Origin of the sequence: Lancefieldella parvula DSM 20469, from assembly GCF_000024225.1 — a bacterium.
GTDB lineage: Bacteria > Actinomycetota > Coriobacteriia > Coriobacteriales > Atopobiaceae > Lancefieldella > Lancefieldella parvula.
In genome coordinates this window covers 828,581-852,752 of the sequence record NC_013203.1, presented here as the reverse complement: position 1 = coordinate 852,752, position 24,172 = coordinate 828,581, and the positions used below count along the sequence as shown (strand labels likewise).

Genomic DNA, 24,172 nt, shown 5'->3' with positions numbered 1-24,172 from the left:
TTATGGGTCGATTTGTTCCATTTTCAACTGCTCCAAAAGTCGAACGCGCAATTCTTGTAGGCGTTGATCACGGTAAAAGCGATTGGTCACTTGAAGAATCAATGGACGAGTTGGAACGACTGACGCAAACTGATGGCGCTGAAGTCTTTATGCGTATTACGCAGAAACTTGATGCCCCTGTGCCTAAGACATTTATTGGTAAAGGTAAAACAGAAGAGCTTGTTTCTCTTGTGAAAAACACTGATGCTGATGTGGTCATTTTTGATGATGAACTTACACCTTCTCAGCAATCTAATTTAGAGAAACTGCTTGGTGAACCGGTTAAAGTTATTGACCGTACAGCACTTATTCTTGATATCTTTGGTATTCACGCTCGCACTAAAGAAGGGCGACTTCAGGTACAGCTTGCTCAGCTCCAGTACGTACTTCCAAGGCTTCGTGGCATGTGGAGTCATCTTGTGGGAGAGCAAACCCGCGGTGGTATTGGTAGTCGTTTTGGTCAGGGTGAAAGTCAGCTTGAGGTTGACCGTCGTCTTATAAGAAAGCGCATTTCAACTCTTAAAAATGAGCTTAAACAGCTTGGCCAAAGGCGAGAAATTCAGTCTAAGTCTAGATGGAATTCTGGCACTTTCAGCGTTTCACTTGTTGGTTATACCAATGCAGGTAAATCTACGCTTCTGAATCAGCTAACTGGTGCAGATGTATATGCAAAAGATGAACTCTTTGCAACACTTGATCCAACTACCAGGGCATTATCTCTTGATGAGGGTAGAAAAATTGTTCTTACAGATACCGTTGGATTTATTCAAAAGCTTCCAACAAATCTGATTGAGTCTTTTAAATCTACGCTGATAGAGGCTCAGGAGGCAGATCTTTTGCTGTTGGTTGCTGATGCAACAGATAAGAATCTTTCTAAAGAAATTGCAGTTGTTCGTAGTATCTTGAAAGATATCGAAGCCGATAAAAGCGATCAGGTTCTTGTATTAAACAAGGTTGATCTTCTCTCTGAGCAAGAACTTCAAATGCTTAAGGCGCTTTATCCAGATGCTGTGTTTATTTCTGCTCAGAAAGGCACAGGCATTAATGGTCTTCTCCACAAAATTCAAGAGATAGCTAGTACCGGTGATAAGGTTGTTAGTGCTCTTATTCCATTTAATAAGGGTGCTCTTGTTAAATCAGTTCACGAGAGATGTCAACTTTTACATGAGCAATATGTTGCTGAGGGACTTTTACTATCAGTTAAAGCTGACACCTATATGCAGGCACTTTTAGAGCCTTATGTTATATCAGAGGACAATATTTTGACTGATGAATAAGGCAATAAGCAGCAAAATTGGTTGATGCAAAATATAAATGAGAAGCGAATGTTTTCCCATTTCTGTTACTAAGGGAAGGGAAAACGTTTTCATCCAGTCAGGATAGCCCCCTTCTTTGAATTGTCTATTAAAAGCAGCGCCGCTTAAATACAAGAACAAATAGGGGAGTAGCGGATAGTAATCTCCTGATGAAAAAGTTGGAGAAGGAAATCCAGCCCAGGCTAAATACGGTGTTTGATACAGCTCTTTAGGTAACGAGAAAATCATGTTGCCTACACCAATGTGTCCAGCAGAAATTGGAATGCAAATAACAAAAATTAAAAGAAAAAGAATTGCCGCTGCATATCCTTTTGGCATAACAATAAAGCGTGAAATAAGAGCTTCTACAAGGGTACATGACGCCATGCAAAAGAAAATACCAAAAGTAATAGGTGTATCAACTTTTGCAAAGGTGGTAGCTGTGAATATCGCAAGAGCAACAAGACTGTATACCCCTGCACGCTTAAAAGAGTTCTTTGAAAAAGCACACATGCAACCAGCGATAAAAATAAAAGGATAAGAAATTGATGGAATCCAGATTTGCATGAGTAATGGAGTAAACCAAGTAAGTTTGATATGTGAAATGAAGAACAAATCATAGGTAAAGTGAAATAGAATCATTGAAACTACCGAGAGTCCTCGAATAGTATCAAAGAACGTTACCCTACCTTTGGATTCTTCTAATTTCACACCCATACTATGACTATGAAATTGACCTAATAAGTGCAGTAACTCTACCTAAAATAACGGGATTTTTTACGTAGATTGGCTCCATAAAATCATTTTCTGGCTGGAGACGAATGCGATCATTTTCTCTGTAAAACGTTTTAACCGTTGCAGAGTCATCAATGAGAGCGACAACAATTTCTCCATCATGAGCATCTTGCTGCTCTTTGACAACAATATAGTCACCATCAAAAATGCCAGCGTTAATCATTGATTCTCCGCGTACACGAAGAATAAAGGAGCTTGAATCTCCAACAATACTTGTTGGAAGAGATAGCGACTCTTCAACGTTTTGCTCGGCAAGAATGGGCGTACCTGCAGCAACACGTCCAACAAGAGGAAGGCTGATAACGTTATTAGCTACATCTTGAGTCACTGGGGCAAGTTTTGCTGTATCAGAGGCGTTAGAAGCTTGAGAAACAATCTTCATAGTACGAGGCTTCTTTGGATCTCTATCAATAAGTCCGAACTGCTCAAGAACTTTGAGATGCATGTGCACTGTTGAAGGAGACGCAAGGTTAACTGCAGTACCAATTTCTCTTACTGAAGGGGGATAGCCATGCTGATCTGTGTAGGAACAGATATAGTCATAAATTGCTGCTTGACGCTTGCTAAGTTTGCCTTTTGGCATATGAGCCTCCTTTTTCTTTTTCATAATAATACACGTGTTCTAAAAAATAATCAAACGAATGTTCTATTTTCTTCTTGACACGAACAAATGTACTAAATATTATTAGTACAAACGTTCGTACATGACTTTTTGTCCGGTGTATTAGATATAACTAGTTCCGTAAAAACTGTTACGGAAGGAAATGATATGAGGCGTATGTACCAGTCAAAGATGTATCAAGTTAGTGGAACTTCAGCACTTGCTTCTTATAGATCTGCCTTTAAGGTTATTGAGGGTGGAGCAAAGAAGGGCTTTGTTGTACCTCAGCGTAAAGAAGTTTCTTATATAAAGACATTAACAAGCAAAGAGTCATTTATTGCTGGTCTCATTGTTACTGCATCTTTTGTTTTTATGTTTGCAGTTTCTTTTCTTCGTACAACTGCTATTAATTCATTTGCAACCTCTGTAATGGATAGTGCTTCAGAAACAATTACCGTTCAAAGCAGTGATACGCTGTGGTCAATTGCAGAGAATAATCCAATTGAAGGCGTTTCTACAGAGCAGCAAGTTAATTGGATTAGGGAAAGAAATAATCTTGATACTTCTCTTTTAAGAGTTGGACAAACCTTAGAGATCCCATCTGTGTCTAAATAGTAAATATTTATGTAAATTTCTCTCGGAATTCTGTGTTGATAACACTCAATACCTGCGTAAAATGGTATCTTCCTTTTATACGAAAAAAGGGGATTCCATGCGTTGTCCAAAATGCGGTCACGAAGAGTCAAAGGTTATTGATTCTCGTTCATCTGAGAATAACGATGCTATTAGAAGGCGTCGCGAATGCATGTCCTGTAAGTTTCGTTTTACAACTTATGAGCGCTTAGAAGAGATTCCTATCACCGTTGTAAAGAAGGACGGTCACAAGGAGCCTTTTGATAGGCAGAAACTTATGAGAGGTCTTGTAGCTGCAACAGTAAAGAGAGATATCTCTGTTGCCTCTCTTGATCACTTTATTGATGGAATTGAGTCTCAGATTAGAGATAAAGGTCAATACGAGATTAAATCTGAAGACCTTGGAAGCATTGTGCTTAAAAACCTCGTTATGCTTGATAAGGTTGCATACATTAGGTTTGCTTCTGTCTATAGAGACTTCAAAGATGTTGATGAATTTAGCGCAGAGTTAAGGAGCCTTAATTAATGAGCAATTTTGACATCCAGTTATCTATTAAACGCCTTGATCCTACCGTTGAACTTCCTTCGTATGCTTATACAGGAGACGCTGGATTAGATCTTAGAAGTGCCGAAGATGTTGATCTTGCTCCTTTTGAGCGCAAACTTATTTCTACTGGTCTAGCTATTGCAATTCCTGATGGCTATGCAGGATTTGTTCAGCCCAGAAGTGGACTTGCCTTTAAGAAGGGCCTTTCTATGGCAAATACTCCAGGTCTTATCGATGCTCATTATCGTGGTGAACTTAAGGTCTGTGCCATTAACCTTGATAGTAAAGAAACTATTCATATTGAGCGTGGCGAGCGTATTGCACAGCTTGTGATTCAACAAGTTCCTGTTGTAGAACTTATTGAGGTTGATGAACTTGATCAGACTGATCGTGGTACTGGCGGATTTGGCTCAAGCGGCGTTCAATAATTTTTTAATTTTGCGATAAGCGCTGCAGCGCTTGCATAAAGAAAAGTCTCTTTAGGAAGGAAGAGCTTAATGGAGAAGTTCTTTAAGATAGCTGAGCGTGGTAGCAATCCCGCTCAAGAGTTTAGGGCTGGAATTACTACATTCCTTGCAATGGCATATATCATTGCAGTAAACCCAGCTCTTCTTGCTGCTGCAGGAGTTCCAATTTCAGCGGCCATTACTGCTACCTGTCTTGGCGGCGGCATTATGACCATTTTGATGGGTCTTTTCTCTAACCGCCCACTTGCTTGCGCATCTGGTATGGGTGTAAATGCTGTTGTTGCTTTTTCTCTAACTCCAATTACAGGTGGAGATTGGCACGCATCAATGGCAGTAATCTTTATTGAAGGCGTTGCTATTCTGCTTCTAGTTCTTTGCGGTCTTCGTGAAGCCATCATGGATGCAATTCCTGTAAACCTACGCCACGCAATTTCAGTTGGCCTAGGTCTTTTTATTGCCATGATTGGTCTCAAGAACAGCGGTATTATCGTCGCAAATGAGTCTACACTTGTTGCTCTTGGCAATATTTTCTCTCCATCCTTTATTGTTGGTGTAATTTCTATCGTTGCAACAGTTGTTCTTTACTCTGCTCGTGTTAAGGGTTCTCTGCTTATCGGTATTATTCTTGCAGTACTTGCTGGTATTCCTCTTGGTGTTACTGCAAGCCCTACAGGCATTGTTTCTGGTCTTGATTTTTCTACTTTTGGTGCACCATTCTTGACCGATGAAGCTGGTGTCATGGGTATTGTTAAGGCTCTGACAACTCCAGTTCTTCTTGTATTTGCGTTCTCTTTGATGATGTCAGACTTCTTTGACACCATGGGTTCTGCTATGGCTATTGCTAAGCAGGGAGACTTCCTCACAGAGGATGGCAATGTCAAAGACATCAAGCAGATCCTTATTGTTGATTCCGCTGCAGCTGCTGCGGGTGGTCTCTTTGGTGCTTCTTCTATTACCACCTTTATTGAGTCTGCATCTGGTGCTGCTGATGGTGGTCGTACTGGTCTTTCTTCTATCTTTACCGGTCTGCTCTTTATTTCAGCAGCGTTTATTGCGCCTCTTATTTCTATCGTCAGCTCTGCAGCTACCTGCGGAGCATTAGTCCTCGTTGGCTTCCTGATGATGTCCGAGGTCACTGAGATTGATTGGAACGATCTTCTCGAAGGTTTTCCAGCTTTCATGGTTATTGCTGGTATTCCAATGACTTATTCAATTTCTGACGGCATTGGTTTTGGTTTCATCTTCTATGTTGTCGTTGCTCTTGTAACCGGTAACGTTAAGAAGGTTAAGCCTCTGATGTGGGTTGCAACTCTTGCGTTTGTTGCTTACTTCATCATTGCTAATTAGTTTTTAATACTAGAGGAGGCGTGTCCAAGGTGAGGTTTTGGCATGCCTCCTTCTTTATCTATGAATAGATTGTGTACAATTTATTTTTAAGAGATAACTGATAATGATTGTCGCCAGTAGGGTATAACAAGGCCAGTCACGATTTATACGATTGGAGCCAATCATGGCAGACGTTATTACTAAAGACCTTGTTATTGTAGGTGGTGGTCCTGCAGGACTTTCAGCTGCAATTTATGCAAAACGCGCTCTTCTCGATACCGTTGTTTTAGAGAAACAGGCCGTTGGTGGTCAGGTTATCACTACAACTGAGGTTGAGAATTATCCTGGCATGCCAAACACTGATGGCTTCACTATTACAGATACTCTTCAGAAGCAGGCTACAGACCTCGGCGCAGAGATTGTTATGGCTAATGTCCTTTCGATCGTTAAGGACCCAGAGACTAATCTTTTTGTGTTAGAGACTTCTGAAGGCATCTATCACGCAAAGGCCGTCATTGTTTCAGGCGGTGCTAATCCTCGTCATGCTGGATTTACTAACGAAGAGAAATTTACCGGCAAGGGTGTTTCTTACTGCGCTACTTGTGATGGCATGTTCTATCGTGGTAAGCAGGTATTTGTTATTGGTGGTGGCAATACCGCTGTGGAGGAGTCTCAGTTCCTAGCTCGTTTTGCTGACAAAGTAACTCTTATCGTTCGTAAAGATCATCTAAGAGCAAACGCTACTGCAATTAAGCAGTTTGAGGAGAATCCTAAGACAGAGATTCGTTATCTAACCAGCATTACTGCAGTTGATGGTAATGATTTACTTACTTCTATAACCTTCCGCAATAACCAGACGGGAGAAGAGACTACAGAGACCTTCGATGAGGGTAGCTTTGGTGTCTTTGTTTTGGTAGGTCGCGTACCTTCAACTGAGCTTCTAACAGACCTTGTAGACCTTGACGAGCAGGGGTATGTTCTTGCTGATGAGCGTATGGCTACCAAAACACCTGGTCTCTTTACTGCAGGGGACCTTAATAAGAAGCCACTACGACAGATTATTACCGCTGCTGCAGATGGAGCTATTGCTGCAACTTCTGTAGCGTCATATCTTGGACAGCCTGTCGAAGGATAAATTTTTATTTCATATTTATAGATATTTGATAGGGGATCGAGCTATTCGATCCCCTAAATATTTAGATAGACTACTAAAAAGCCATATCAGCTATTTTCAAAGTATTATTTCAAACTTCTAAGATAAATTTTTTGTTCTTTAGTAATTCGATAGCTTTCACATGCTTTTTGAATCGTTTTATTAAACACCCACGTGTCCAGCTTTTTGGTTTCAAGATAGGGTAGTGTAGAATCCCACTGTTTGGCCAGAGCCGTTGCAAAGAACCAAGCAATCATCATGTTAACGTAGTATTCGTCTGAGTGAATTTGCGCAGGAATCTCAAGGTATTTTGAGTCAAAATCTTCATCCAGAAAATGAGTCATAAGCATCTCTATACCAAAGCGACAGGTATATACGTGGCTAGAAGATGTCCACCTTGGAATTTCAGTTAAAAGTTGTGTGCGATTCTTTTTGAAAACCTGCGGCGACAAGATGTCACACACGGCCCAGTTATCGACATAAGGAAGAAATGCATCAATTGCTGAAATACAGTCGTCAAAGTCTTTAATCTCGGAAACAAGTAGGCTATGTAGCATGTTTTCGTCATAGTAGGCATGCGGGAGGGCGAGAAGAAACTCTTGAGCTTCTTTGCTTTTCCCAAGTTTTTTGGCAAACTTTCTGAGTTGAGGTACGCGTACACCAATGATTAATTCTCTCGGTACATTGGGCATGAGTTTACTTTGAAAAGCGGCATATTCTGTATCTTGAAGTGCAAAGAGCTCATCCTGAATCATTAGGCTCTCCTTTGTTTCATGTGGAAATATGGATATATATAAATCCTTTTCAACGTATATCAAGCCTCGTAGACAAGTGAGAAGCACCTTTAAAGAGTAATCCAATATCTTTGAGTGAGAATGCCATCCTCATCAAAGACTTCATTTTCTAAGATCCCACCGTTATTAATAATGGACTTTGCCGAGCCAATATTATCTTTACGGCAACACATTAAAACACGGTCAATCCCTAATTTTTTGCATTCTTTGAGCGCAAGAGCAATCATTGCCGTTGCATATCCCTTTCTTCTCTCACTTGGACGGATACCATCTCCAATGTGTCCACCACTTAAAAGAAGACCATCATTAAGATAATGACGGATATCAACTGCGCCAACAAAGATATTTCTGTCAAAGTCAAAACAAAAGAGGGTCGTACTAGGAACTCTTCCGTCTGAGGTTTCTTCTTTGGTTTCTAAGAAATTTAGATACTGTTCGAAATTATGATAGTCATACAGAAATATTCTTCGAGGAGAAGAGTTTGTATGGTTTGACTCGATGTCTTGTGTCCATTCTTCAAGCATGTCAAAGAGCTGTGCTTTGGTTTTCTCGCTTGGTTTTATAAGGGTGATATTCATGTAACTCCCTGAGCCTGTTAAGCTTTCTATTCCTTTTAATACAGCAATTCTATCTTAACAATCTGCATGTGCATTATATTGTCTCCCATGTTTGCCAGAAGACGATGAATGCCTTTGATACTTGGTAATTTCATATCGTAATAACCCAGCATGTATCCTTTGGATGAAACGGAAATCTTATCTGCCCAGGAGGAGAGATCTTTTACAGCATTGTTGGTGTAAAACAGATTGCCAAAATCATTCATTCCATGCTTTTTTAGGATGACTCTCATCATGAGTTTGTAGCCTAAAGTTCCAACCGCATCAAAGACGAGTCTACATCCAGGAAAAAGCTCAGTCATTTTTAAGACAATGGCTTTGACATCTTCTTTTTTCAAATAGTGAAAGACACCTGCTGCGTAAAAAACAGCGCCATTGCGTGCATCAACTTGATCCATCCAAGAGAGATCCGTCAAATCGGAGACAATGTTGGTTTCCCTTTGATCGGTACCTGCCAGTTCTTCTCGCATGGCAATAACATCTGGGAAGTCCACATTGAATATTTTGTTTTGTTGGTTTCCACATCTCCTGGTGTCAAGATCGAGTCCACACCCAAGACATACGATTGAGGCATTTGGATGGTTTCTGAGGTAATCGTTTATTTCATACATCATGTCGAGCTGTCGCATGGCACCTTCAAGTGCGCCAAATTCATAGAACGCTGTGTCATATTTCTTATTGAGTTTTGAAAAATCATAGTCCAGCCTGTCACAAATTTCTGTTGCTGCAGGATCTGCGTAGAGTTCAGGAAACTTGTCGCCACATTTCTTTCGGGCATAAAGCGGAATGATGAGCGTTTCTTGCGCCGTTCCGGGCCGTATCTGTAGCTTGTCATCCACGGTGAGTCCTTTTGAGAGAACATGCATTTGATTGATATAATTAATTAAAAGAATACATTATTTATAAGTGGTTTGTATTATTTTTGACTGCATTCGACATAACATAGAGGGAGTCTAGCTACGATAGTTTTAGAAAACTCTATTTTCCACCCTTGTGATTCAAGATACTGAGGATAAGTATCTTCTGTCCAATGGTGTTCAAAACTAACACCGACGATTTTTAGAAAAGATTTCCAGAACGTATTAACTTCAGTATGATTGACAAAGTTTGGAGCAATTAGCATGCCTCCATTTTTTAAGACACGTCTTATCTCTTGTAAGGCTTTGTCCGAGTGTTCCATGATGTGCAGCGCATTTGCAATAACAACAACGTCAAAAGACTGGTTTGCATAGGGGAGACAAGTAGCATCAGCAATTTCAAAGGTAAGGTTTTCTGGATATGTATCCTTTTGAGCCTCTTTAATCATATCAGCAGAATAATCTGTCGCAGTAATGCTCTTTGCTACAGAGGCAATATGTTTTGCTATAAGTCCTGGTCCAGTTGCAATTTCAAGAACAGTTTTGTCTTTTACAACGTGTGAGATACGATCGTACATCCATTGATATGCTTTTTTATCAGGAAGCATGGATTGGCGATAGAACGGGGCATACCAATCCCAAATTGTTTTTTTCATATCCAATATTATCTATTCAAATTTTTTAGTTAAACCGTAATTTCAATTTGATTCTGTTCAATGGCAACAATGCAACTTTCATAATAGCCATCTCCGGTTGTCCTTGGTCCGCTGATGACTTTATAGTTGTCTGCCTTCAACTCTGCAGTGAGAGCATCTACCTTTTCTTTACTTCCTACACTGAAAGCAATATGGGCATATCCTGTGCGGTTGAGTTCTTTGGGCAAGTCTGGCATTTCCGGTTTGTTCATGATTTCAAGTCGTGCGCCGTTATCAAAGGAGAGAAAATATGAGCGAAAATCCGTTTGAGGATTATGATAGCCGTCGTTAGGTGTTGCCCCAAAGTACTTCACAAAAAACCGTCGAGCGCCCTCTAGGTCATTTACATACAGTGCGATATGTTCAATTCTCATGGCTGTCTCCGAAAAATCTATAGCTGCATTTTGTTCTTCTAGTCAATAACGCCCAGCGTAGTCACTCTTTGCTATAGCAGTCCATTTTCTGATGAATTTTGTTTTAGCTTCTGTATAAGCATCTCTATTGTGTTCAAATTGTTTCCATAAACCCAATTTCAACGTTTCGTATTCTTTTGCAATCTGTGGATGGTCTTTCAGGTAATCTCGAAAATACAGTTCATCGTTATCTCCGACATATCGGAGATGAATGTGAAAGACCTTATCGGCAAACCCATTTTTAGTATAACCAGAGTTCAAAGATATTCTGCGATCTTCCGTTGACATTCGCAGAAGTCCACTGCGCTCGATAAGTTGCGCAATACATTCGATATTAGAATCCGTTGAAATTTCAACAAGAACGTCGACTATATCTTTTGCCCATATTCCAGGAACTGCGGTACTACCAATATGACTAATCCTTTTTATAGAGTGTTGAGGTAAAATATATTGTAGCTTGGCTTCCATTTCACTATAAAATGCATCCCATTTGTCATTGTGTTCGACAAGAAATATTGGGAAAAGTTCCCATAATTCGTTCAGAGACATTTCTGATAGTTCTTTTTCTACTTTCATAGGTTTCTTTTCCTTCTTTGATAGTCTCCTAATTTTGTCTTGATATATTACTTTTTCCTCGCCACAAAGTAGTATCGATGAATTTTTCCCTTGATTACGCCATCTTGCTCAATAATTTTCTGAGCTTTAAAGAGATTCTCTTGGTATTTTTTGACTTCAAAGTACGGGAATTCCCAGTCAATGATTCTTGCAAACCAAACGAGAGCACCTACATCATAAAATTCTATCGGTCTATAGGCTTCAGCTTCCTCAATAATGTCAAATCCATTGTCTATGAATTCCTGTCTGGCAATACTCAAATAAGCTTTAGGAAAGGGAAGCTCGACATTGCCTAGTAGAAGCTCTACTAGGTCTCTATCATTCTCAGCGCCAACTTGTTGCGTAAGAAATATACCTCCACTTTTAAGAATTCTTTTTAGTTCTTGTATGTTGTATTTACCGTGCCTGTTGGTAACAAGATCGAAGTAATCATCTTCAAACGGAAGCTCATCTCCTCCGTCAGCTGCCTTAAAATCTATCCCTAAAGGAAGAAGTCTTTCTTCGCATAGTTTGATGTTTGGCGCATAGCCTTCGATTGCTGCAGTATGTTCAGGATTGGCAAGAAAAGACAAAAGAAATTCTCCGCCGCCCGTTTCCATATCTAATAGATAATCAGTATCGTGTAGATAGGATTTGATGATACTTCCAAAGTCCCACGGAAGATCATCCTCTTCTTTATATCTGTCCCTAATGTGAGAGAAATCCCATCCTTTGATATGAGCGATTTCTTGTTCATGTAGCCATTGGGTGAGAAGTGCCTGTTTTTCCATAGGTTTCCTTAAGACCATGATTTTATGACATACAATTATTGTATATTGTTTGACTGTATAGAACAATTTTTACCTAATCTACCTGCTTATTTATTATATTTATGCAGGTAGATTGCTTATTTTATATATAAAAGGGGAGTAAAAGGTTAAAACATACAATGAAGCGTTAAGCTGTGTAATTTTTGTATTATCACAACATTGAATATATAAAGCTCTTGTTATTAAATTATTTCAAGACGATTTATCAATAAGTATAACTATAAAAAATTGATTAGTTTTAAAATAAATTTAAGAGAGATAGACAAAGAAAACCATTTTATAAATAAAAGATTCAGTATTGTCGCCAACTTATCAAATTGAAAAATCATCAAATTTATCATGGCATCAAGTATAGTTTCTGGAGCTGTAGGTGTAATTACTCATAAGCAATTAATATCGTGGCTTAGAAAGGCTCTCAGAGGCTCATTTTCTGGGTAATAATAATGTGATTGAGGCTCTGTATACTATTGCAGTTGATACTATTTATATAATAGTATATAAAAGTCTGATAATCGATATTATGTAAACTAATGAATTGGAAGAAAAGGAGAAGGATTTTGAGCCCCTCTCCTTCGTATTTACATACGCTGTGCCAGTAACGAGTATTACACCGACGAATCAGTCATGACATTTAGTTTAAGAATGACATCACTTTCATATATCTCATCATAAATAACAAGAATCTTGTCGAGAGCCATCAGTTCTGTTTGTCCAGTTGGAATAATTTCCAAACCCGCGCGATCAATAGTTACAATTCTAACTTTGTCTGGCCATGGGATGTCTTGCAGCAGCTTGCCTTCAATAAGGCTTCCTTGGCCAATAGTAAATTCATGAAGGATTTTCTCGCCAAAATCTAGCGTTGGTTTAGACTCCCCTTGCTGCGAAGCTAAGAATTCTGCAAGTAAGTGCTCGTAGAATGGGTCAACACGCAGGATATTTGCGGTTACATAGGACACAATTGCAACTGCAGACATAGCCATAAGGGCTTCAAGAGAACCTGTAAGCTCAAAAATGAGCACTACCCCGGTAACAGGAGCTCTCACTGCCCCGGCAAATATTCCTGCGACACCCATGGCAATAAAATTTGGCGCATACGCCATTGGGATACCAAAAATATGGGTAGCTACCAGGGCAAACAGTGTTCCAACAAGTGTTCCCATAACAACCATTGGAAAGAGCGTTCCACCAGGAGTTCCTGCAGCAAAACATGTTGTAGTAAAGAAATATTTGCCCAGTAAAAGCACTATTACCATGAGCTCAGTAAGCGCTGCTGGCTCTTTGATTTTCTCGATAATGGCATCGCCGCCACAAAGGAGATCTGGCCAGGTAAACGCCATAATTCCTGCAAGCATAAAAGGAATAATAAGCCTCGAGAAAGGCACAAATTTGGTAATTTTTTTGTAAAGCCTCTGTGCAAAGAACATTCCCTTATTGTGAAGTGCACCCAATAAGCCGCAGATAACACCTACAAAAAGTACAAAGGCGTAATCAACGTGCGGCAGCGGTGCTACGTATGGAAGCTGAAGTACTGGCTTCATTCCAAGGACGTTTGATACAAGAAAGTCAGCGCCTACTGAGGCGGTCATTGCCGAGATAATCAATGGAGCATGAAATTCTTTCTGGATCTCTTCGATAGCAAAGAGTGTGCCGGTAAGAGGCGCATGAAAAGCAGCAGACATGCCCGCAGCAGCACCACAGGTAACTAGAAGACGTTCTTCTCCCCTTTTGCGCTTGAGGAGCTTGGAGACTGCTTTACCGGAAACAGCGCCTAACTGGACTGATGGACCTTCTCGACCCATAGACAGTCCGCCAAAGGCAACCAGAACGCCTTGGATAAACTTGACGGGAAGAACTCGATACCAGGGCATATCGGCAGACCCCATGACTTCAGCATTGGTCTGAGGAATTCCGGAGCCGGACGTATAGGGCTCAAATTTCATGAGCAAGCAGACGGCTATCATAAGAATGAGCAGGATGCCAAACCAAAGAGCCATATAAGGCCAATTACCTGCAATTGATTGGGTAATGGAGCGCATTTGTACTTCAGCGAAAGAGAGACAAAGCCGATACAGTGTTACTACGCCACCACCCATAAGGCCAACAAGTAGGCCTTCTCCAATGAGTGCTACCTGGAATCTTCGAGAAAAGTGACGCTCAATAACGTTTGTCTTATGTTTGAGATGAAACGCCACAATCTCCCCTAGCGGTTAATGGTTGAAAAAAGCACGTAAAGCGTACTTGGATATTGTACGACTTTACGTGCGTATAGTTAAAATTTGTACAAAATTTGTACGTAGTTGAGGGCGCGTACCCAACTATGATTAGCCAGAGAATGGTCCTCCACCATAGCAAGCGTAAACAGGACCCTCGATGACGCCGACAGACTCGTTGGCTGCATGAATCATGCGACCACCGCCGATATAGATTCCAACATGCTCGTAGCCTGCACGGGTAAAGATGATGTCACCATAATTGAGCTCATCCATGGAATCGTGCCAGTTACCAGCAGCACGAATGGCGCGTCCAATGGTTCCTGCAGTACCTTTGCGATAACCAAGGAAGCAGTAATAGACCAGACCACCGCAGTCAAAGCCAGAAGCAGGAGAAGCTCCACCCCAAACGTATGGATAGCCAATGCAAGCATAAGCAGTGGCAACGCCGCCGCCTGCGGCTGGATAACCACCGCCACCACCGCTGGAGTGTGATCCGCTGCCTGAACCAGACCCACTACTAGAGTTAGAGCCACTACCAGAGTTAGAACTGCTACTGGAGTTGCTAGAGCTCGAAGAGCTGGAGTTTGAATTTGAACTGTTAGAGGGGCTATCGTTGGACTCAGAGCTGTTAGAGGGGTTCTCACGAGTAACAGTCTCAATTGCATAAGCAACGTTGTTATTTGCTGATGCAGCCTCTTGAGCGGCAAGCTGTGCTTTTACCTCTGCATCAAGAGAGTCATAGTAAGCCTTAGCTTCCGCAACTTGGCTTTGAAGACCATCTGCGGTTGTTTTCATTTCTGCGACCTGAGCTTGGAGATTCTCTTGCTCGGCTTGAAGCTCAAGCTGCTGAGCCTGAAGTTGATCGCCAAGAGTCTTAACCGTATTAATGGAGTCAGCCTCTTGCTTGCTAGTGCGGTCCATATAATAGACACGGCTGACAAAGTCCTCTGGGCTTGATGCTCCAAGGAGGAAGTCCAAAGTTTCCTGTGGGCCTGCTTTATAAGCACTCCTCATTGCTGCAGAAAGGACCAGGCGCTGCTGATTGAGCTGGTTTGTGGTTTCTGCAATCTGCTCTTGAACTTCACCAATCTTGTTGTTGGTAGCGTCAAGTGCATAGGTTTTCTCGTTAAGGTTATCCATGGCTTCTGCAAGAGCTGCACCAAGTGAGTCTAACTGGGCAGATGCGGCCTCAAGATCGCTTTGTGGGTCTGCGAATAGCCTAGCTGGAGTAAGCAGCGTAGCAGCTACACCAAGACCTGCAAATAAGAGAGCGTCTCGTCTTGTGAAAGATCGGCGCTGTGACATATAAGCTCCTTCCGCAAAGCACGAAAACAATTGGGCTACGTGTTGCTTTGCTTTGTCATCTAGGATAGCTCATTTGATAAAAAATCAAAGTCAATTTGCCGATTTCTTAGCGAGAAACCCATGTTGACAGGAAGCTACCCTATTGAGTATTTGAATAGTTTACCCCGAAAATGGTATTTCATACAAACTTGAAAGAACATTTACGCAGCTATTTAACGTGTGATAAGTAAATAACATTGCATAAATTTAACTTTGACCTGCGATTATGGAGAAAATCTATGCATTGCAAACAAGTTTACTTTAATTAACAAAATGCTTATGTATACAAAATAAAAGGCTGACAAGCATACAATCTTGCCAGCCTAAAGTGAGTTTGATGTAAGCAATTATGCTTATTGAACCTTAATAAGGGTGTAGACCTCTTGATCAAAGCATTTACCAATAATTTCTCTTGGGTGAAGATAGCAAAGCTCAAGTGCAAATGCAAAACCAGCTACTTTTGCACCGGCCTTCTCGGCAAGTTGAGCACAAGCAACACAGGTACCGCCAGTAGCAACAAGATCATCAGCAATAAGAACTACGTCGTCGGGGGTAAGTGCGTCAGTATGAATTTGAAGCTCACTAGTACCGTACTCAAGATCATAAGCTTGAGCGTACACCTCACGAGGTAGCTTGCCAGGCTTACGAGCAGGAACAAAGCCTGCACCTAGTCTGTAGGCTACAGGGGTTCCAACAAGAAAACCACGAGCCTCAGCACCAATAACCTTTGTAATTCCTGCATCTGCAAAGTGCTCTGCAATGTCATCGACAACTGCGTGGAAGCACTCAGGGTCTTTAAAAAGTGGAGTTACATCTTTAAAGATAACACCTGGCTCTGGATAATCAGGAATGCTAATGATATGACTCTCATAATCATACGTAGACACAGTGTCCTCACATTCAAAATCAAAAATTAATGAATAGTTATATACACCTAGATTACTCGTCTAGGCGCATATCCTTAAAAGATTCACGAACTAATTTAGTGATAAGTTCATTTCTAATTGCATTAGTAAGGCCTAACATGCGGGTTAGAGCTGCCATAAACTTCTGACGAGTTTCATCAGTATAGTCAACTTCAACTCCCCCACCTTTTTTGGCATATACGACAAGTGATTTAGCAAACATACTAGACTCTCGGTTTGCAGCCATAACGTATTGTCGCAGGTTTTTAGGCTCAAAACCAAAGTGACGAAGATCACTACAAAGGCGAATCAACGTAAGATCTTTGCCGTCTACAAGGTCTCTACCATGTGGAGATCGTTTAAGGGTAATAACGCCTGCTTCGGAAAGCTGACGAACAAATCCTACAGAGCATCCCACAATTTCTGGAATGCGATCAATGGCGTGATATTTCTGGACAATTTCAGGGTCATCCACAGGAACAACAATAGCGTCAGCATGTGTTGCGCCAAGAATTGCTTGGGAAACTTGTTTTCCATCAAGTGGTGATTGAACCTCGCGAGAAGAACCTTGAGCTTCTGGTGTAGCTTGAGCCTCAGTGTTAGTGGCTTCAACAGCTTGATCATGGACTTGTAGTTCAGCTTCAAGGTTTTTATCTTGTCTATCAAGTTCTTCTTTAATGACGGAGAGCGGCATAAAGCGATTTTTCTGCAAATACAGAATGGTCTCAAGGCGTTTAACGTCATTTTGAGAATACAAACGATAGCCACCAGCGGTCCTAATGGGGGTAATTAAGCCCTCATTTTGTAGGTATCTGACTTTAGAAACACTCAAGTCTGGATAGAGTGTCTGTAATTTCTTGACTACTTTACCGATGGTAAGAAAGCTTGAATCAGCCATAAAGTTATCCTTTAACTTTAAGCTGAAACTCTACTGGTATGAAAGACCATACGGAACGTGCCAATCTGAATGGTTGAACCATCGCGTAGCGTAGCTTTATTGATAATGGCACCATCAACCCAAGTACCATTGAGAGAATCGAGGTCTTCAATAGTTGCGTAACCAAGGGAAAGGTTAGAAAGATCAATAGTGGCATGATTTCTGGATACCGTCATGTCATTTAAGAAAACGCTGCTCTTTGGATCTCTACCAAGAGAAATCTGTGGAAGATTAAGCTCAAAAGTTTGACCAGTCTGTGGTCCCTTAACAATGGTAAGGACAGGATGAGATGGCTTTTGTTGAGCCATGAGGTCTGGAACCGTAGCGTCAGCTGATGGCATGCGGAAAATCTCTGTCGAGTCTGGTGACTGCTGTTTGATGTCGTCAGTTGACATAGTTTCTCCTTAATTTTGGTTACAAGATAATAATAACGCTTAACGGCACGCGATGCAGTTCATTTCGATGAGCGCACCAAGTGGTAACGCAGAAACTTCAACAACTGCTCGACTAGGCGCTGGAAGGACAAAATACTGTCTGTAAATCTCATTTACTTTAGGTAAATCATTGATATCGGCAAGGTAGATAGTTGTCTGAGCAACATCAGAAAGCGTACATCCTGCTTCTGCCAGAATTGACTGAGCAAGATGAATGATGCGAGTTGTCTGTTCTTCAACTCCACCGTCAATTAATTTGTTTGGATTTTCTGCAGATACTGCAATTTGACCAGTTACAAATACTAATCTACCTGCAGTAGTACCTTGGGAGTATGGCCCCATAGGAGTTGGGACACCTACTGCATTAATTGCATATTTCATAGAAGATCTCCTCTTGCACCAATGAAATCATCGGAGGTTCTAAGTAAACCCCAACCCTCAAGTTTATCTTTAGCTAATACTACTTTAGTGTTACTTGCAAGTTCTGAAAACCATGGAAGATACGTTTTCAAACCTTTAGCAAGTTGTTTGTGTCCAAGAGGATGAACTGTCTCAAAAGAAAGTAGACTCCTAAAAAGAATTACCGTATGAACCGGAGGAATCATAACTAAATATGCAGGAACTTTCTTAGTTGAAACATTAGCTACAAGAGCTGGGATTGTCTGGTCAAGCATAAGGTTACAAAGTTTTGACTCTTCTGGAAGCTGTTGCTCACCAAGATAGTCCATAAGAACTTTTTCTATTTTTTTACCAGCAAGAAGAAGTGGCGTCAGCAGCGGAGTTGCATTTTCCAAAGACACCTCAGCATAAGGAGCTATGCCGTTTTGTTCAACAGAAGCAATGATAGAAAGCCACTCTTCAAGGATAAGTGAGCGCTTAGAAGCATCAAGTACAACGTACTCGTTTTGACCAGAACGCGCGAGAAGTGCGATGGAAGATAGAGATCCATCTCCTGTGAGCACACACTCAAAAGAAGTCTCCCCTATCTCAAGCTGTTTACCTGCAAAGACAGCTTCAACAAAATTCTGAGCTGACGCTCCACTTACAAGTGTGTAACTAATACCACTGAGATCAACAAGGACGCAGTCCTTTAGAGCATCCTCAAGGGGTTTCTCGCCATAGAAAGATTGGGCTAAGTCGAAGCCTTCAGGTGAGGTTGAGAATTGCGCGCCAAGATATTCAAGCTCGGTATGGAGGATAGAGCGTTTCTGCTCAGACATTAGTTTTCTCCAAAGAGATACGGAGCAACCGAATGGAGGTCAAAGAGGTTGTAGGCTGGAATAGTCCAAAGTGTGACATGCGCCTGAGTAATGGTAGTTCCTACTCTCGCAGAATCCTGCGACCAGTCTGTTGAAGAAATCAGTTGCTCATCAGCTACTGGGTAGTTGAGTGAAAGCATAGTTGTCTGATACGTAAAATCTTTAGATCCTGGCCAAGCCATATACGTAGTGGAGGTTAGTGGTTTAACTACTGTAGAGAACAAGAAATTATCTTCACTGGGACGGATTTGAATAATCTGGTCAGCACGCTGAACGCTTATACGGTTGTAATTGCGATAAGCCCAGTTCATCAGTATGGCTGTATCGTCAAAACGACCTTGTATGGTCTCGCAACCAAGCACGCAGGTATAAAGCGTGATGTTTCCACGCTTGGAAGCTCCTAAGAAAGCGGTACCAGAATCTTCTGCGCCTGTTTTGATGCCGAGAAGACCACGATAAGTATCCATAAGATCATCAGTTGAGTGGAATGTACGTTGCTCCCCTCCTACCGTTGTGGTGTATGACCTGGTATGAACAGCACTTGCGATTAGTGGGTAATGTTCTCGAGCATAACGACCCATCAGAGCAAGGTCTCGTGCCGTTGAATAATGACCGTCGGCATCTAAGCCGTGAGGATTCTGAAATTGCGTATGAGTCATGCCAATCTCAGCGGCTTTCTTGTTCATTTGATCAGCAAAGGCCTGCTGAGAGCCGGATACGTTGATGGCAATGTTATAAGCAGCGTCATTTGCCGAATATACCAACATCATCATAATAAGCTGCCTGAGTGTTGGAGTATCGTCCGAGGTTAAACCTGCAACCTGTGAGCCTTCTTCAAGATCTGGAACAGTGATTTTACAAGGCTCATCAAGATTAACACCTGAATCAAGTGCAACAATCGCAGTCATGACCTTAGTGATGGATGCCATAGGAAGCTCTTGATCGGGATTTTTACTCCAAAGAACGTTTCCCTGTGAATCAGTAACAATTGCAGTAGTTGCCTCGGTAAGTTTTGGTTCATCGGTTACAGAAGACTTGTTAGAAGAGGTATTTTCTGCCAGAACCTTAGATGCAGGTATAAAAGGAGCGGTGAGGACAATCACAAGCAGCAAACTTACAAGAAAAGCCAGCGTCTTATAAGAGAGCTGGCGCAAAGATACATGGTTGTGCTGGAGGAAAGTCATAAACAACCTAACTTATGCTTGAGTGATTTTACTATCTTTAACTATTTTAGCCGCTTCAACAGTATAAACAATGGCGGTAATTGCCGAGAAAATAATTCCTATGTACACAAAGAAGATGCCTAGAGCACTACTTTCAGAATTAAGACCTGGAAGCCAGTTAACGTTTACTAGTCCAAGTCCGGAAACAACGGGAATGCCTAGGAGAAGCAGGCTAAAGCCAGTCATCAAAAATGCAGTTGCAGCTTTACCTACAAAGGCAACATCAATGGGACGTCTACGGAATTTGCGAACTACAAGTGCACCCAGGGTAAGGTAAACGTCTCGTCCAATAACAAACAGCGGAATCCAAAGAGGAAGCTCACCAATAATTAGGAGCCCGAGAACACCAGTAATAAGAAGGACTCGATCCATGATAGGATCCATGATTTTACCCAGCCAGCTGACGGTCTGTGTTCTACGAGCAATCTGACCGTCAAGAAAGTCAGTGACAGCTGCGGTTACATAACAACCAAGCGCAACCCAACGATTTCCACCTGTTGAGAAGAGAACGAGGAAGACAATTGTAAGAATCAATCTGCAAAATGTAATAACGTTTGCAACGGTAAAAATAGCATTGGAAGGATTGTTAGAACTACCAACTGGATCAGTAATAGTACCTTCTGCCTGAGCTTTTGCTGCATTAGCGTCTGCTGCTTCTTTAATTTGGGATGCTACTTGATTAGCTAGCTGCTGCCTAGTTTGCAACGTGATTCTCCCCTTTTTGTAGAACATAACATGTTTCTATTTTAACGTAAGTTGTGCGATAGCAAATTATTGGCACATTTGTTTAACAAAGGCCACAAGAACGCGGATACCTTGGGCATAAACGCGTTTCTCGATACGTTCATCAATGCCGTGAACGCCGTTTGCCTCATCTTCTGGTGTTGGCCTAAAAGGACAAATACGCAGAATAGAATCGCAGATTCCCTCATATCGAACGGAATCGGTACCACCACATACAAACGATGGAACAAAAGTAACGCCTGGATGGTAATGTTCCATGATGGCCTTGAGTTCTTGATAGCCGGCTCCAATTGGAGAATCAATTCTTCCCGCAGAAGTGGAGTGCAAAACCTCAACGTCGATGTTAGGGTCAACTTGAGCCACCACCTGTTTAATGTGCTCAACAGTTTTGTTGACGCTTACACCAGGAAGCAGCCTGATGTTGATGATTGCATTGACATTACCAGGCATAACATTAGCCGCACTGCTTGAACCCTCAAGCATATTAAAGGCATATGTTGTAGTGACAAATGGATAGATCTCTTTAATCTGAGCTGCTGCAACTGCAATTTTATCTGCATTTGTATCAACATCATGTACCAGGGATACAAAAGGTTCTTCTGTAATTTCTGGTGCAAGAACTTTAAAGGTTTCTTTGACAATATCATTAAGCTCAGGTTGAGGTTTAGCTTTAGAAAGAGCTGCAAGCGCGCAGGTCAAATGCTCAAGTGATGTTCCACCAAACGGATTAGAGGAATGTCCTCCATGTCCGAGTGCGGTGAGCTTAACGTTCAAGAAACCCTTTTGTGAGATACAGATGTCGGCCACCGTGGCCTTAGGTGCACCGTATGCACTGCCGTCAAAAAATGTGGTGGTACCTTCGTCTAACAGGCAAGCTGCACGCATTTCTCGTGCGGCCATTACCTCTGCAAGCTTGGTGGCGCCGTGGCTTAAGACCTCTTCGTCCTCGCCAAATGCCAGGTAGATAGAGCGTTTTGGCGAGAAACCCTGTGAAAGCAGATACTCCAATGCCTCAAGCTCTCCCATGAGCATATCTTTGATGTCGAGCGCGCCTCGCCCCCAAATATAGGTGTCGTCGACATCTCCGCCAAAGGGGTCATGCGTCCATGCATCTTCCGTTCCAGGTACAACAGGAACAACGTCTTGGTGTGCAATAAGCATCAATGCAGGAAGCTCATGGTTAGATCCTGGAATTTCAATGAGTAGCGAGTGACCAATCACTTCAACGTTGGAAGCTGCGGTCATAACATATGGGAAACTATCAACAATGTGCTGTTGCAGGCCATCAAATTGCGTCCAATCAGTTGTATCAGCGTCTACATATACCGTCTTAAAAGACAGAGCCTTTGCTAGTCGTTCAGACATCGCCTCTATGTTGAGCTCTGGATATTCATCCTCGTGAGCAAAGTGGTCATAAATATTCATAGACTCTCTACTAATCTCGTGGTCTTAATGTAATAACGTAATAATAATGGCAATCTATATTCGTTTCTCTACTCTTGCTGATAGAATTAACAAAACACTCATTTGTTGTATATGGAGTTTGGAGTCTTGATGATTAAGCTTGTTCTTTCCGATATGGATCAAACATTAAAACCAGCAGAAAATCCGTCTATTTCAGAAAGAACTCATCAGGCAATTAAGAACCTTAAGGCTGTAGGTATTGCGTTTGGTCTTTCTACTGGAAGGCCAGTATACGATGCTCTGTCTTATCTCAAATCAGACGTTTCTCTGACCGATACCGGCTTGTTTGCTAGCGGAAAGCTTCTCTACTTTAATGGTCAACTCATTTTTAAGAAACAATTTACCTATGAAATTATGGAAAAAATCTTCGAAGTAATTTCTCCAATGCAAGACTGCTTGCTTACATATTATGAAGAAGGACCACTTGAGCAGCCTTTAGATGCTTCATTTGTATCTACTTGGAAAATAGTTAATACCACTCAAGAGGTAGTTGATTATCTTGCAGCCTCGTTCAACACTTTTGTGCCAGGACTTGGACCTCAGTTCGTCCCAAAAGATGTTCCTATGTATGCAGGAGGTCTACTCATCCCTCAAGATGAAAAACGGCAGCAAGAAATCTATGAAGCGGTTACCAGCGCAGTTCCAGAGGTTGAACTAGTTTCCCCATATTCGGGTTGGTTTGATATCAATTATCGTGGCTGGAATAAGGCACAAGGATTTAAAACGCTTGTTGAAGCTATGGGCCTTAAACCGGAAGAAGTCATTGTTTGTGGTGATTCTGGAAATGACTTGGACCTTCTTAAGCTTGCCCCATATTCATGCTGCATGGAAAACGGTACTGACGAGGCCAAGGAAGTTTCAAAGTACCTGTTGCCTAGCGTGTATGAGGAAGGCGTAGCTCAGCTCTTAGAAGCGCTTACAGAGGCTCAGGGAGACTTTGATTCTGAGGTTGTCCAGGCTGTCCTGAAGAGAACTCTATAGAATTAGAGCTTGATGCAAAGCGTGGCAATATAGTCATTTCCATACTGTGATAATCGATTTCTTTTATCACATGACTCATAAAAATCTATCATAGCAAGGCCATTTTTAAGTTGGCCTCTAATCTGAGTTTCTAAGGTATGGCTAAATTCATATCCATATTCTGGATCTATGGTTATTTTGCCCTGCTCTTCAAGCTCTTTTGAATTAAAAGGGATCGAAAACTTTAAAAGTAATTCCTCATCGGGGTGGTCCCATACAACGTCAGCGTCATACATGTACGTCCAAGGATTCATGAAGCCGACCATTAACAGCCCACCCTTTTTCAATACGCGAGCTGCTTCTTTATACATGTTTTCTAAGTCTTCAATGTATACATTCGAAACTGGATTAAAAATAATATCGAAAGTTTCATCTTCAAATGGAAATGGTTTTGTCATGTCAGCTTGAACGGTATTGATTTTTAAGCCTTCTCTTTTAGCAACCATCTCATCTTTTTGTAATTGTGATGTAGAAAAATCCATTATGGTTACGTCATAACCTTTTGCAGCAAAAACTGGACCTTGCTGTCCACCACCACAAGCTAAACCTAATATCTTTTTTCCGTTGGCTTTTCCAAACCATTCTTTTGGAACTTTTTTCCCAACCGTTAATGCGACAGAAATTGGATTATTTTTAACTTCTTCTAATTCCTCATGTGTCAACGGCTCGGTATAGTCATTTTTTACATTATTCCATCTATTTTGATTTAATTTTATATAGTCATTCACCTTATAATCTCCTCAAAATATTATTGTATTTCGGCTTAAGTTGGATGTATTACTGTTACAGTTTTCTAGCTTCTACAAATTATAATTTGTTTTCTCGTTGTTTGTAACACATACCATTTTTTAGCTATTTTTTACAAGTTGAAATAGCATGCAACCTAGTACATATAGTCTTATCTCAAAGTGTTATATCTGAATCGTAAAAAAAGTGGCTGCATTTAATGTGTTTTCTGCAGCCACTTTTTTGT

At 41.3% G+C, this 24,172-nt stretch carries 27 protein-coding genes; 7 read left to right on the top strand and 20 right to left on the bottom strand.

All coding sequences use genetic code 11. The annotated features are described in order from the left end of the window. The first annotated feature begins 2 nt into the window (after nt 1-2). Nucleotides 3-1,316 carry a GTPase HflX gene (gene hflX / locus APAR_RS03975; protein ID WP_012808858.1) on the top strand — a complete coding sequence of 438 codons (1,314 nt, stop codon included), beginning with the start codon at nt 3-5 and terminating at the stop codon, nt 1,314-1,316. On the opposite strand, the gene APAR_RS03970 is transcribed toward hflX, so the two are convergent. Beyond that, on the bottom strand, nt 1,287-1,976 hold the full coding sequence (locus APAR_RS03970; RefSeq protein WP_245526071.1) for a heparan-alpha-glucosaminide N-acetyltransferase domain-containing protein: 690 nt from the start codon (nt 1,974-1,976) through the stop codon (nt 1,287-1,289). The two genes, hflX and APAR_RS03970, sit on opposite strands and share 30 nt — an antisense overlap. An 82-nt stretch (nt 1,977-2,058) precedes the next feature. Next, a complete protein-coding gene (gene lexA / locus APAR_RS03965) occupies nt 2,059-2,712 on the bottom strand; it encodes a transcriptional repressor LexA (protein WP_012808856.1) in 654 nt (217 codons plus the stop codon). A 186-nt stretch (nt 2,713-2,898) separates the two neighbouring features. On the opposite strand from lexA, the gene APAR_RS03960 reads away from it, so the two are divergent. From APAR_RS03960 to APAR_RS03940, 5 genes are all read left to right on the top strand, one after another. Then, a complete protein-coding gene (locus APAR_RS03960; protein WP_012808855.1) occupies nt 2,899-3,345 on the top strand; it encodes a LysM peptidoglycan-binding domain-containing protein in 447 nt (148 codons plus the stop codon). Nucleotides 3,346-3,442: 97 nt separating this feature from the next. Then, entirely contained in the window at nt 3,443-3,889 is a 447-nt protein-coding gene (gene nrdR / locus APAR_RS03955) for a transcriptional regulator NrdR (RefSeq protein ID WP_012808854.1), read from the top strand. Beyond that, complete coding sequence (gene dut / locus APAR_RS03950; protein ID WP_012808853.1) at nt 3,889-4,338, top strand: dUTP diphosphatase; 450 nt, start codon at nt 3,889-3,891, stop codon at nt 4,336-4,338. The genes nrdR and dut overlap by 1 nt, the downstream gene beginning before the upstream one ends. A 69-nt stretch (nt 4,339-4,407) precedes the next feature. After that, on the top strand, nt 4,408-5,724 hold the full coding sequence (locus tag APAR_RS03945) for an NCS2 family permease (protein WP_012808852.1): 1,317 nt from the start codon (nt 4,408-4,410) through the stop codon (nt 5,722-5,724). A gap of 163 nt (nt 5,725-5,887) precedes the next feature. Beyond that, on the top strand, nt 5,888-6,838 hold the full coding sequence (locus APAR_RS03940) for an NAD(P)/FAD-dependent oxidoreductase (RefSeq protein WP_012808851.1): 951 nt from the start codon (nt 5,888-5,890) through the stop codon (nt 6,836-6,838). 104 nt (nt 6,839-6,942) lie between these two features. On the opposite strand, the gene APAR_RS03935 is transcribed toward APAR_RS03940, so the two are convergent. The 17 genes from APAR_RS03935 to APAR_RS03855 all read right to left on the bottom strand — a co-directional run bounded on the left by APAR_RS03935 (nt 6,943) and on the right by APAR_RS03855 (nt 22,140). Beyond that, complete coding sequence (locus tag APAR_RS03935; protein ID WP_012808850.1) at nt 6,943-7,611, bottom strand: DNA alkylation repair protein; 669 nt, start codon at nt 7,609-7,611, stop codon at nt 6,943-6,945. A gap of 89 nt (nt 7,612-7,700) precedes the next feature. Further along, a complete protein-coding gene (locus tag APAR_RS03930) occupies nt 7,701-8,228 on the bottom strand; it encodes a GNAT family N-acetyltransferase (protein WP_012808849.1) in 528 nt (175 codons plus the stop codon). A 35-nt stretch (nt 8,229-8,263) separates the two neighbouring features. Further along, nucleotides 8,264-9,106: a class I SAM-dependent methyltransferase gene (locus APAR_RS03925; protein WP_012808848.1), complete on the bottom strand. Its 843-nt coding sequence runs from the start codon at nt 9,104-9,106 to the stop codon at nt 8,264-8,266. 77 nt (nt 9,107-9,183) lie between these two features. Beyond that, entirely contained in the window at nt 9,184-9,780 is a 597-nt protein-coding gene (locus APAR_RS03920; protein WP_012808847.1) for a class I SAM-dependent methyltransferase, read from the bottom strand. Nucleotides 9,781-9,809: 29 nt separating this feature from the next. Further along, nucleotides 9,810-10,193 (bottom strand): VOC family protein, encoded by a 384-nt coding sequence (locus APAR_RS03915; RefSeq protein ID WP_012808846.1) that lies wholly within the window; start codon nt 10,191-10,193, stop codon nt 9,810-9,812. Between the two features lie 42 nt (nt 10,194-10,235). Then, nucleotides 10,236-10,808, bottom strand: coding sequence for a GrpB family protein (locus tag APAR_RS03910; protein WP_012808845.1), 573 nt, complete (start codon nt 10,806-10,808; stop codon nt 10,236-10,238). Between the two features lie 47 nt (nt 10,809-10,855). Beyond that, a complete protein-coding gene (locus APAR_RS03905) occupies nt 10,856-11,617 on the bottom strand; it encodes a class I SAM-dependent methyltransferase (RefSeq protein ID WP_012808844.1) in 762 nt (253 codons plus the stop codon). Between the two features lie 644 nt (nt 11,618-12,261). Beyond that, nucleotides 12,262-13,848, bottom strand: coding sequence for a ClC family H(+)/Cl(-) exchange transporter (locus APAR_RS03900; protein WP_012808843.1), 1,587 nt, complete (start codon nt 13,846-13,848; stop codon nt 12,262-12,264). Nucleotides 13,849-13,977: 129 nt separating this feature from the next. Next, nucleotides 13,978-15,174, bottom strand: coding sequence for a coiled-coil domain-containing protein (locus APAR_RS03895; protein ID WP_012808842.1), 1,197 nt, complete (start codon nt 15,172-15,174; stop codon nt 13,978-13,980). 392 nt (nt 15,175-15,566) lie between these two features. Beyond that, nucleotides 15,567-16,100 carry an adenine phosphoribosyltransferase gene (locus APAR_RS03890; protein ID WP_012808841.1) on the bottom strand — a complete coding sequence of 178 codons (534 nt, stop codon included), beginning with the start codon at nt 16,098-16,100 and terminating at the stop codon, nt 15,567-15,569. Between the two features lie 52 nt (nt 16,101-16,152). Further along, complete coding sequence (locus tag APAR_RS03885; protein ID WP_012808840.1) at nt 16,153-17,016, bottom strand: MerR family transcriptional regulator; 864 nt, start codon at nt 17,014-17,016, stop codon at nt 16,153-16,155. 17 nt (nt 17,017-17,033) lie between these two features. Next, nucleotides 17,034-17,450, bottom strand: a complete 417-nt coding sequence (locus APAR_RS03880) for an FHA domain-containing protein (protein WP_012808839.1) — start codon at nt 17,448-17,450, stop codon at nt 17,034-17,036. 39 nt (nt 17,451-17,489) lie between these two features. Then, nucleotides 17,490-17,870 carry a Rid family detoxifying hydrolase gene (locus tag APAR_RS03875; RefSeq protein ID WP_012808838.1) on the bottom strand — a complete coding sequence of 127 codons (381 nt, stop codon included), beginning with the start codon at nt 17,868-17,870 and terminating at the stop codon, nt 17,490-17,492. After that, a complete protein-coding gene (locus APAR_RS03870) occupies nt 17,867-18,709 on the bottom strand; it encodes a hypothetical protein (RefSeq protein WP_012808837.1) in 843 nt (280 codons plus the stop codon). Before APAR_RS03870 ends, APAR_RS03875 begins: the two co-directional genes overlap by 4 nt. Beyond that, a complete protein-coding gene (locus APAR_RS03865) occupies nt 18,709-19,932 on the bottom strand; it encodes a D-alanyl-D-alanine carboxypeptidase family protein (RefSeq protein WP_012808836.1) in 1,224 nt (407 codons plus the stop codon). Before APAR_RS03865 ends, APAR_RS03870 begins: the two co-directional genes overlap by 1 nt. 12 nt (nt 19,933-19,944) lie before the next feature. After that, a complete protein-coding gene (locus tag APAR_RS03860) occupies nt 19,945-20,676 on the bottom strand; it encodes a CDP-alcohol phosphatidyltransferase family protein (protein ID WP_012808835.1) in 732 nt (243 codons plus the stop codon). A gap of 66 nt (nt 20,677-20,742) precedes the next feature. Next, nucleotides 20,743-22,140, bottom strand: a complete 1,398-nt coding sequence (locus APAR_RS03855; RefSeq protein WP_012808834.1) for a M20 family peptidase — start codon at nt 22,138-22,140, stop codon at nt 20,743-20,745. A 129-nt stretch (nt 22,141-22,269) separates the two neighbouring features. Here APAR_RS03855 and APAR_RS03850 point away from each other — a divergent pair, with 129 nt between their 5' ends. Further along, a complete protein-coding gene (locus tag APAR_RS03850; protein ID WP_012808833.1) occupies nt 22,270-23,160 on the top strand; it encodes an HAD hydrolase family protein in 891 nt (296 codons plus the stop codon). Nucleotides 23,161-23,162: 2 nt separating this feature from the next. On the opposite strand, the gene APAR_RS03845 is transcribed toward APAR_RS03850, so the two are convergent. Beyond that, nucleotides 23,163-23,927 (bottom strand): class I SAM-dependent methyltransferase, encoded by a 765-nt coding sequence (locus tag APAR_RS03845; RefSeq protein WP_012808832.1) that lies wholly within the window; start codon nt 23,925-23,927, stop codon nt 23,163-23,165. Between the last annotated feature and the right edge of the window lie 245 nt (nt 23,928-24,172).

What these genes read in the sequence shown, in the direction of transcription:
- hflX (WP_012808858.1), top strand. Translation starts at nt 3, where the DNA reads ATGGGTCGATTTGTTCCATTTTCAACTGCTCCAAAAGTCGAACGCGCA.
- APAR_RS03970 (WP_245526071.1), bottom strand. Translation starts at nt 1,976, where the DNA reads ATGATTCTATTTCACTTTACCTATGATTTGTTCTTCATTTCACATATC.
- lexA (WP_012808856.1), bottom strand. Translation starts at nt 2,712, where the DNA reads ATGCCAAAAGGCAAACTTAGCAAGCGTCAAGCAGCAATTTATGACTAT.
- APAR_RS03960 (WP_012808855.1), top strand. Translation starts at nt 2,899, where the DNA reads ATGAGGCGTATGTACCAGTCAAAGATGTATCAAGTTAGTGGAACTTCA.
- nrdR (WP_012808854.1), top strand. Translation starts at nt 3,443, where the DNA reads ATGCGTTGTCCAAAATGCGGTCACGAAGAGTCAAAGGTTATTGATTCT.
- dut (WP_012808853.1), top strand. Translation starts at nt 3,889, where the DNA reads ATGAGCAATTTTGACATCCAGTTATCTATTAAACGCCTTGATCCTACC.
- APAR_RS03945 (WP_012808852.1), top strand. Translation starts at nt 4,408, where the DNA reads ATGGAGAAGTTCTTTAAGATAGCTGAGCGTGGTAGCAATCCCGCTCAA.
- APAR_RS03940 (WP_012808851.1), top strand. Translation starts at nt 5,888, where the DNA reads ATGGCAGACGTTATTACTAAAGACCTTGTTATTGTAGGTGGTGGTCCT.
- APAR_RS03935 (WP_012808850.1), bottom strand. Translation starts at nt 7,611, where the DNA reads ATGATTCAGGATGAGCTCTTTGCACTTCAAGATACAGAATATGCCGCT.
- APAR_RS03930 (WP_012808849.1), bottom strand. Translation starts at nt 8,228, where the DNA reads ATGAATATCACCCTTATAAAACCAAGCGAGAAAACCAAAGCACAGCTC.
- APAR_RS03920 (WP_012808847.1), bottom strand. Translation starts at nt 9,780, where the DNA reads ATGAAAAAAACAATTTGGGATTGGTATGCCCCGTTCTATCGCCAATCC.
- APAR_RS03915 (WP_012808846.1), bottom strand. Translation starts at nt 10,193, where the DNA reads ATGAGAATTGAACATATCGCACTGTATGTAAATGACCTAGAGGGCGCT.
- APAR_RS03910 (WP_012808845.1), bottom strand. Translation starts at nt 10,808, where the DNA reads ATGAAAGTAGAAAAAGAACTATCAGAAATGTCTCTGAACGAATTATGG.
- APAR_RS03905 (WP_012808844.1), bottom strand. Translation starts at nt 11,617, where the DNA reads ATGGAAAAACAGGCACTTCTCACCCAATGGCTACATGAACAAGAAATC.
- APAR_RS03895 (WP_012808842.1), bottom strand. Translation starts at nt 15,174, where the DNA reads ATGTCACAGCGCCGATCTTTCACAAGACGAGACGCTCTCTTATTTGCA.
- APAR_RS03885 (WP_012808840.1), bottom strand. Translation starts at nt 17,016, where the DNA reads ATGGCTGATTCAAGCTTTCTTACCATCGGTAAAGTAGTCAAGAAATTA.
- APAR_RS03880 (WP_012808839.1), bottom strand. Translation starts at nt 17,450, where the DNA reads ATGTCAACTGACGACATCAAACAGCAGTCACCAGACTCGACAGAGATT.
- APAR_RS03875 (WP_012808838.1), bottom strand. Translation starts at nt 17,870, where the DNA reads ATGAAATATGCAATTAATGCAGTAGGTGTCCCAACTCCTATGGGGCCA.
- APAR_RS03870 (WP_012808837.1), bottom strand. Translation starts at nt 18,709, where the DNA reads ATGTCTGAGCAGAAACGCTCTATCCTCCATACCGAGCTTGAATATCTT.
- APAR_RS03865 (WP_012808836.1), bottom strand. Translation starts at nt 19,932, where the DNA reads ATGACTTTCCTCCAGCACAACCATGTATCTTTGCGCCAGCTCTCTTAT.
- APAR_RS03855 (WP_012808834.1), bottom strand. Translation starts at nt 22,140, where the DNA reads ATGAATATTTATGACCACTTTGCTCACGAGGATGAATATCCAGAGCTC.
- APAR_RS03850 (WP_012808833.1), top strand. Translation starts at nt 22,270, where the DNA reads ATGATTAAGCTTGTTCTTTCCGATATGGATCAAACATTAAAACCAGCA.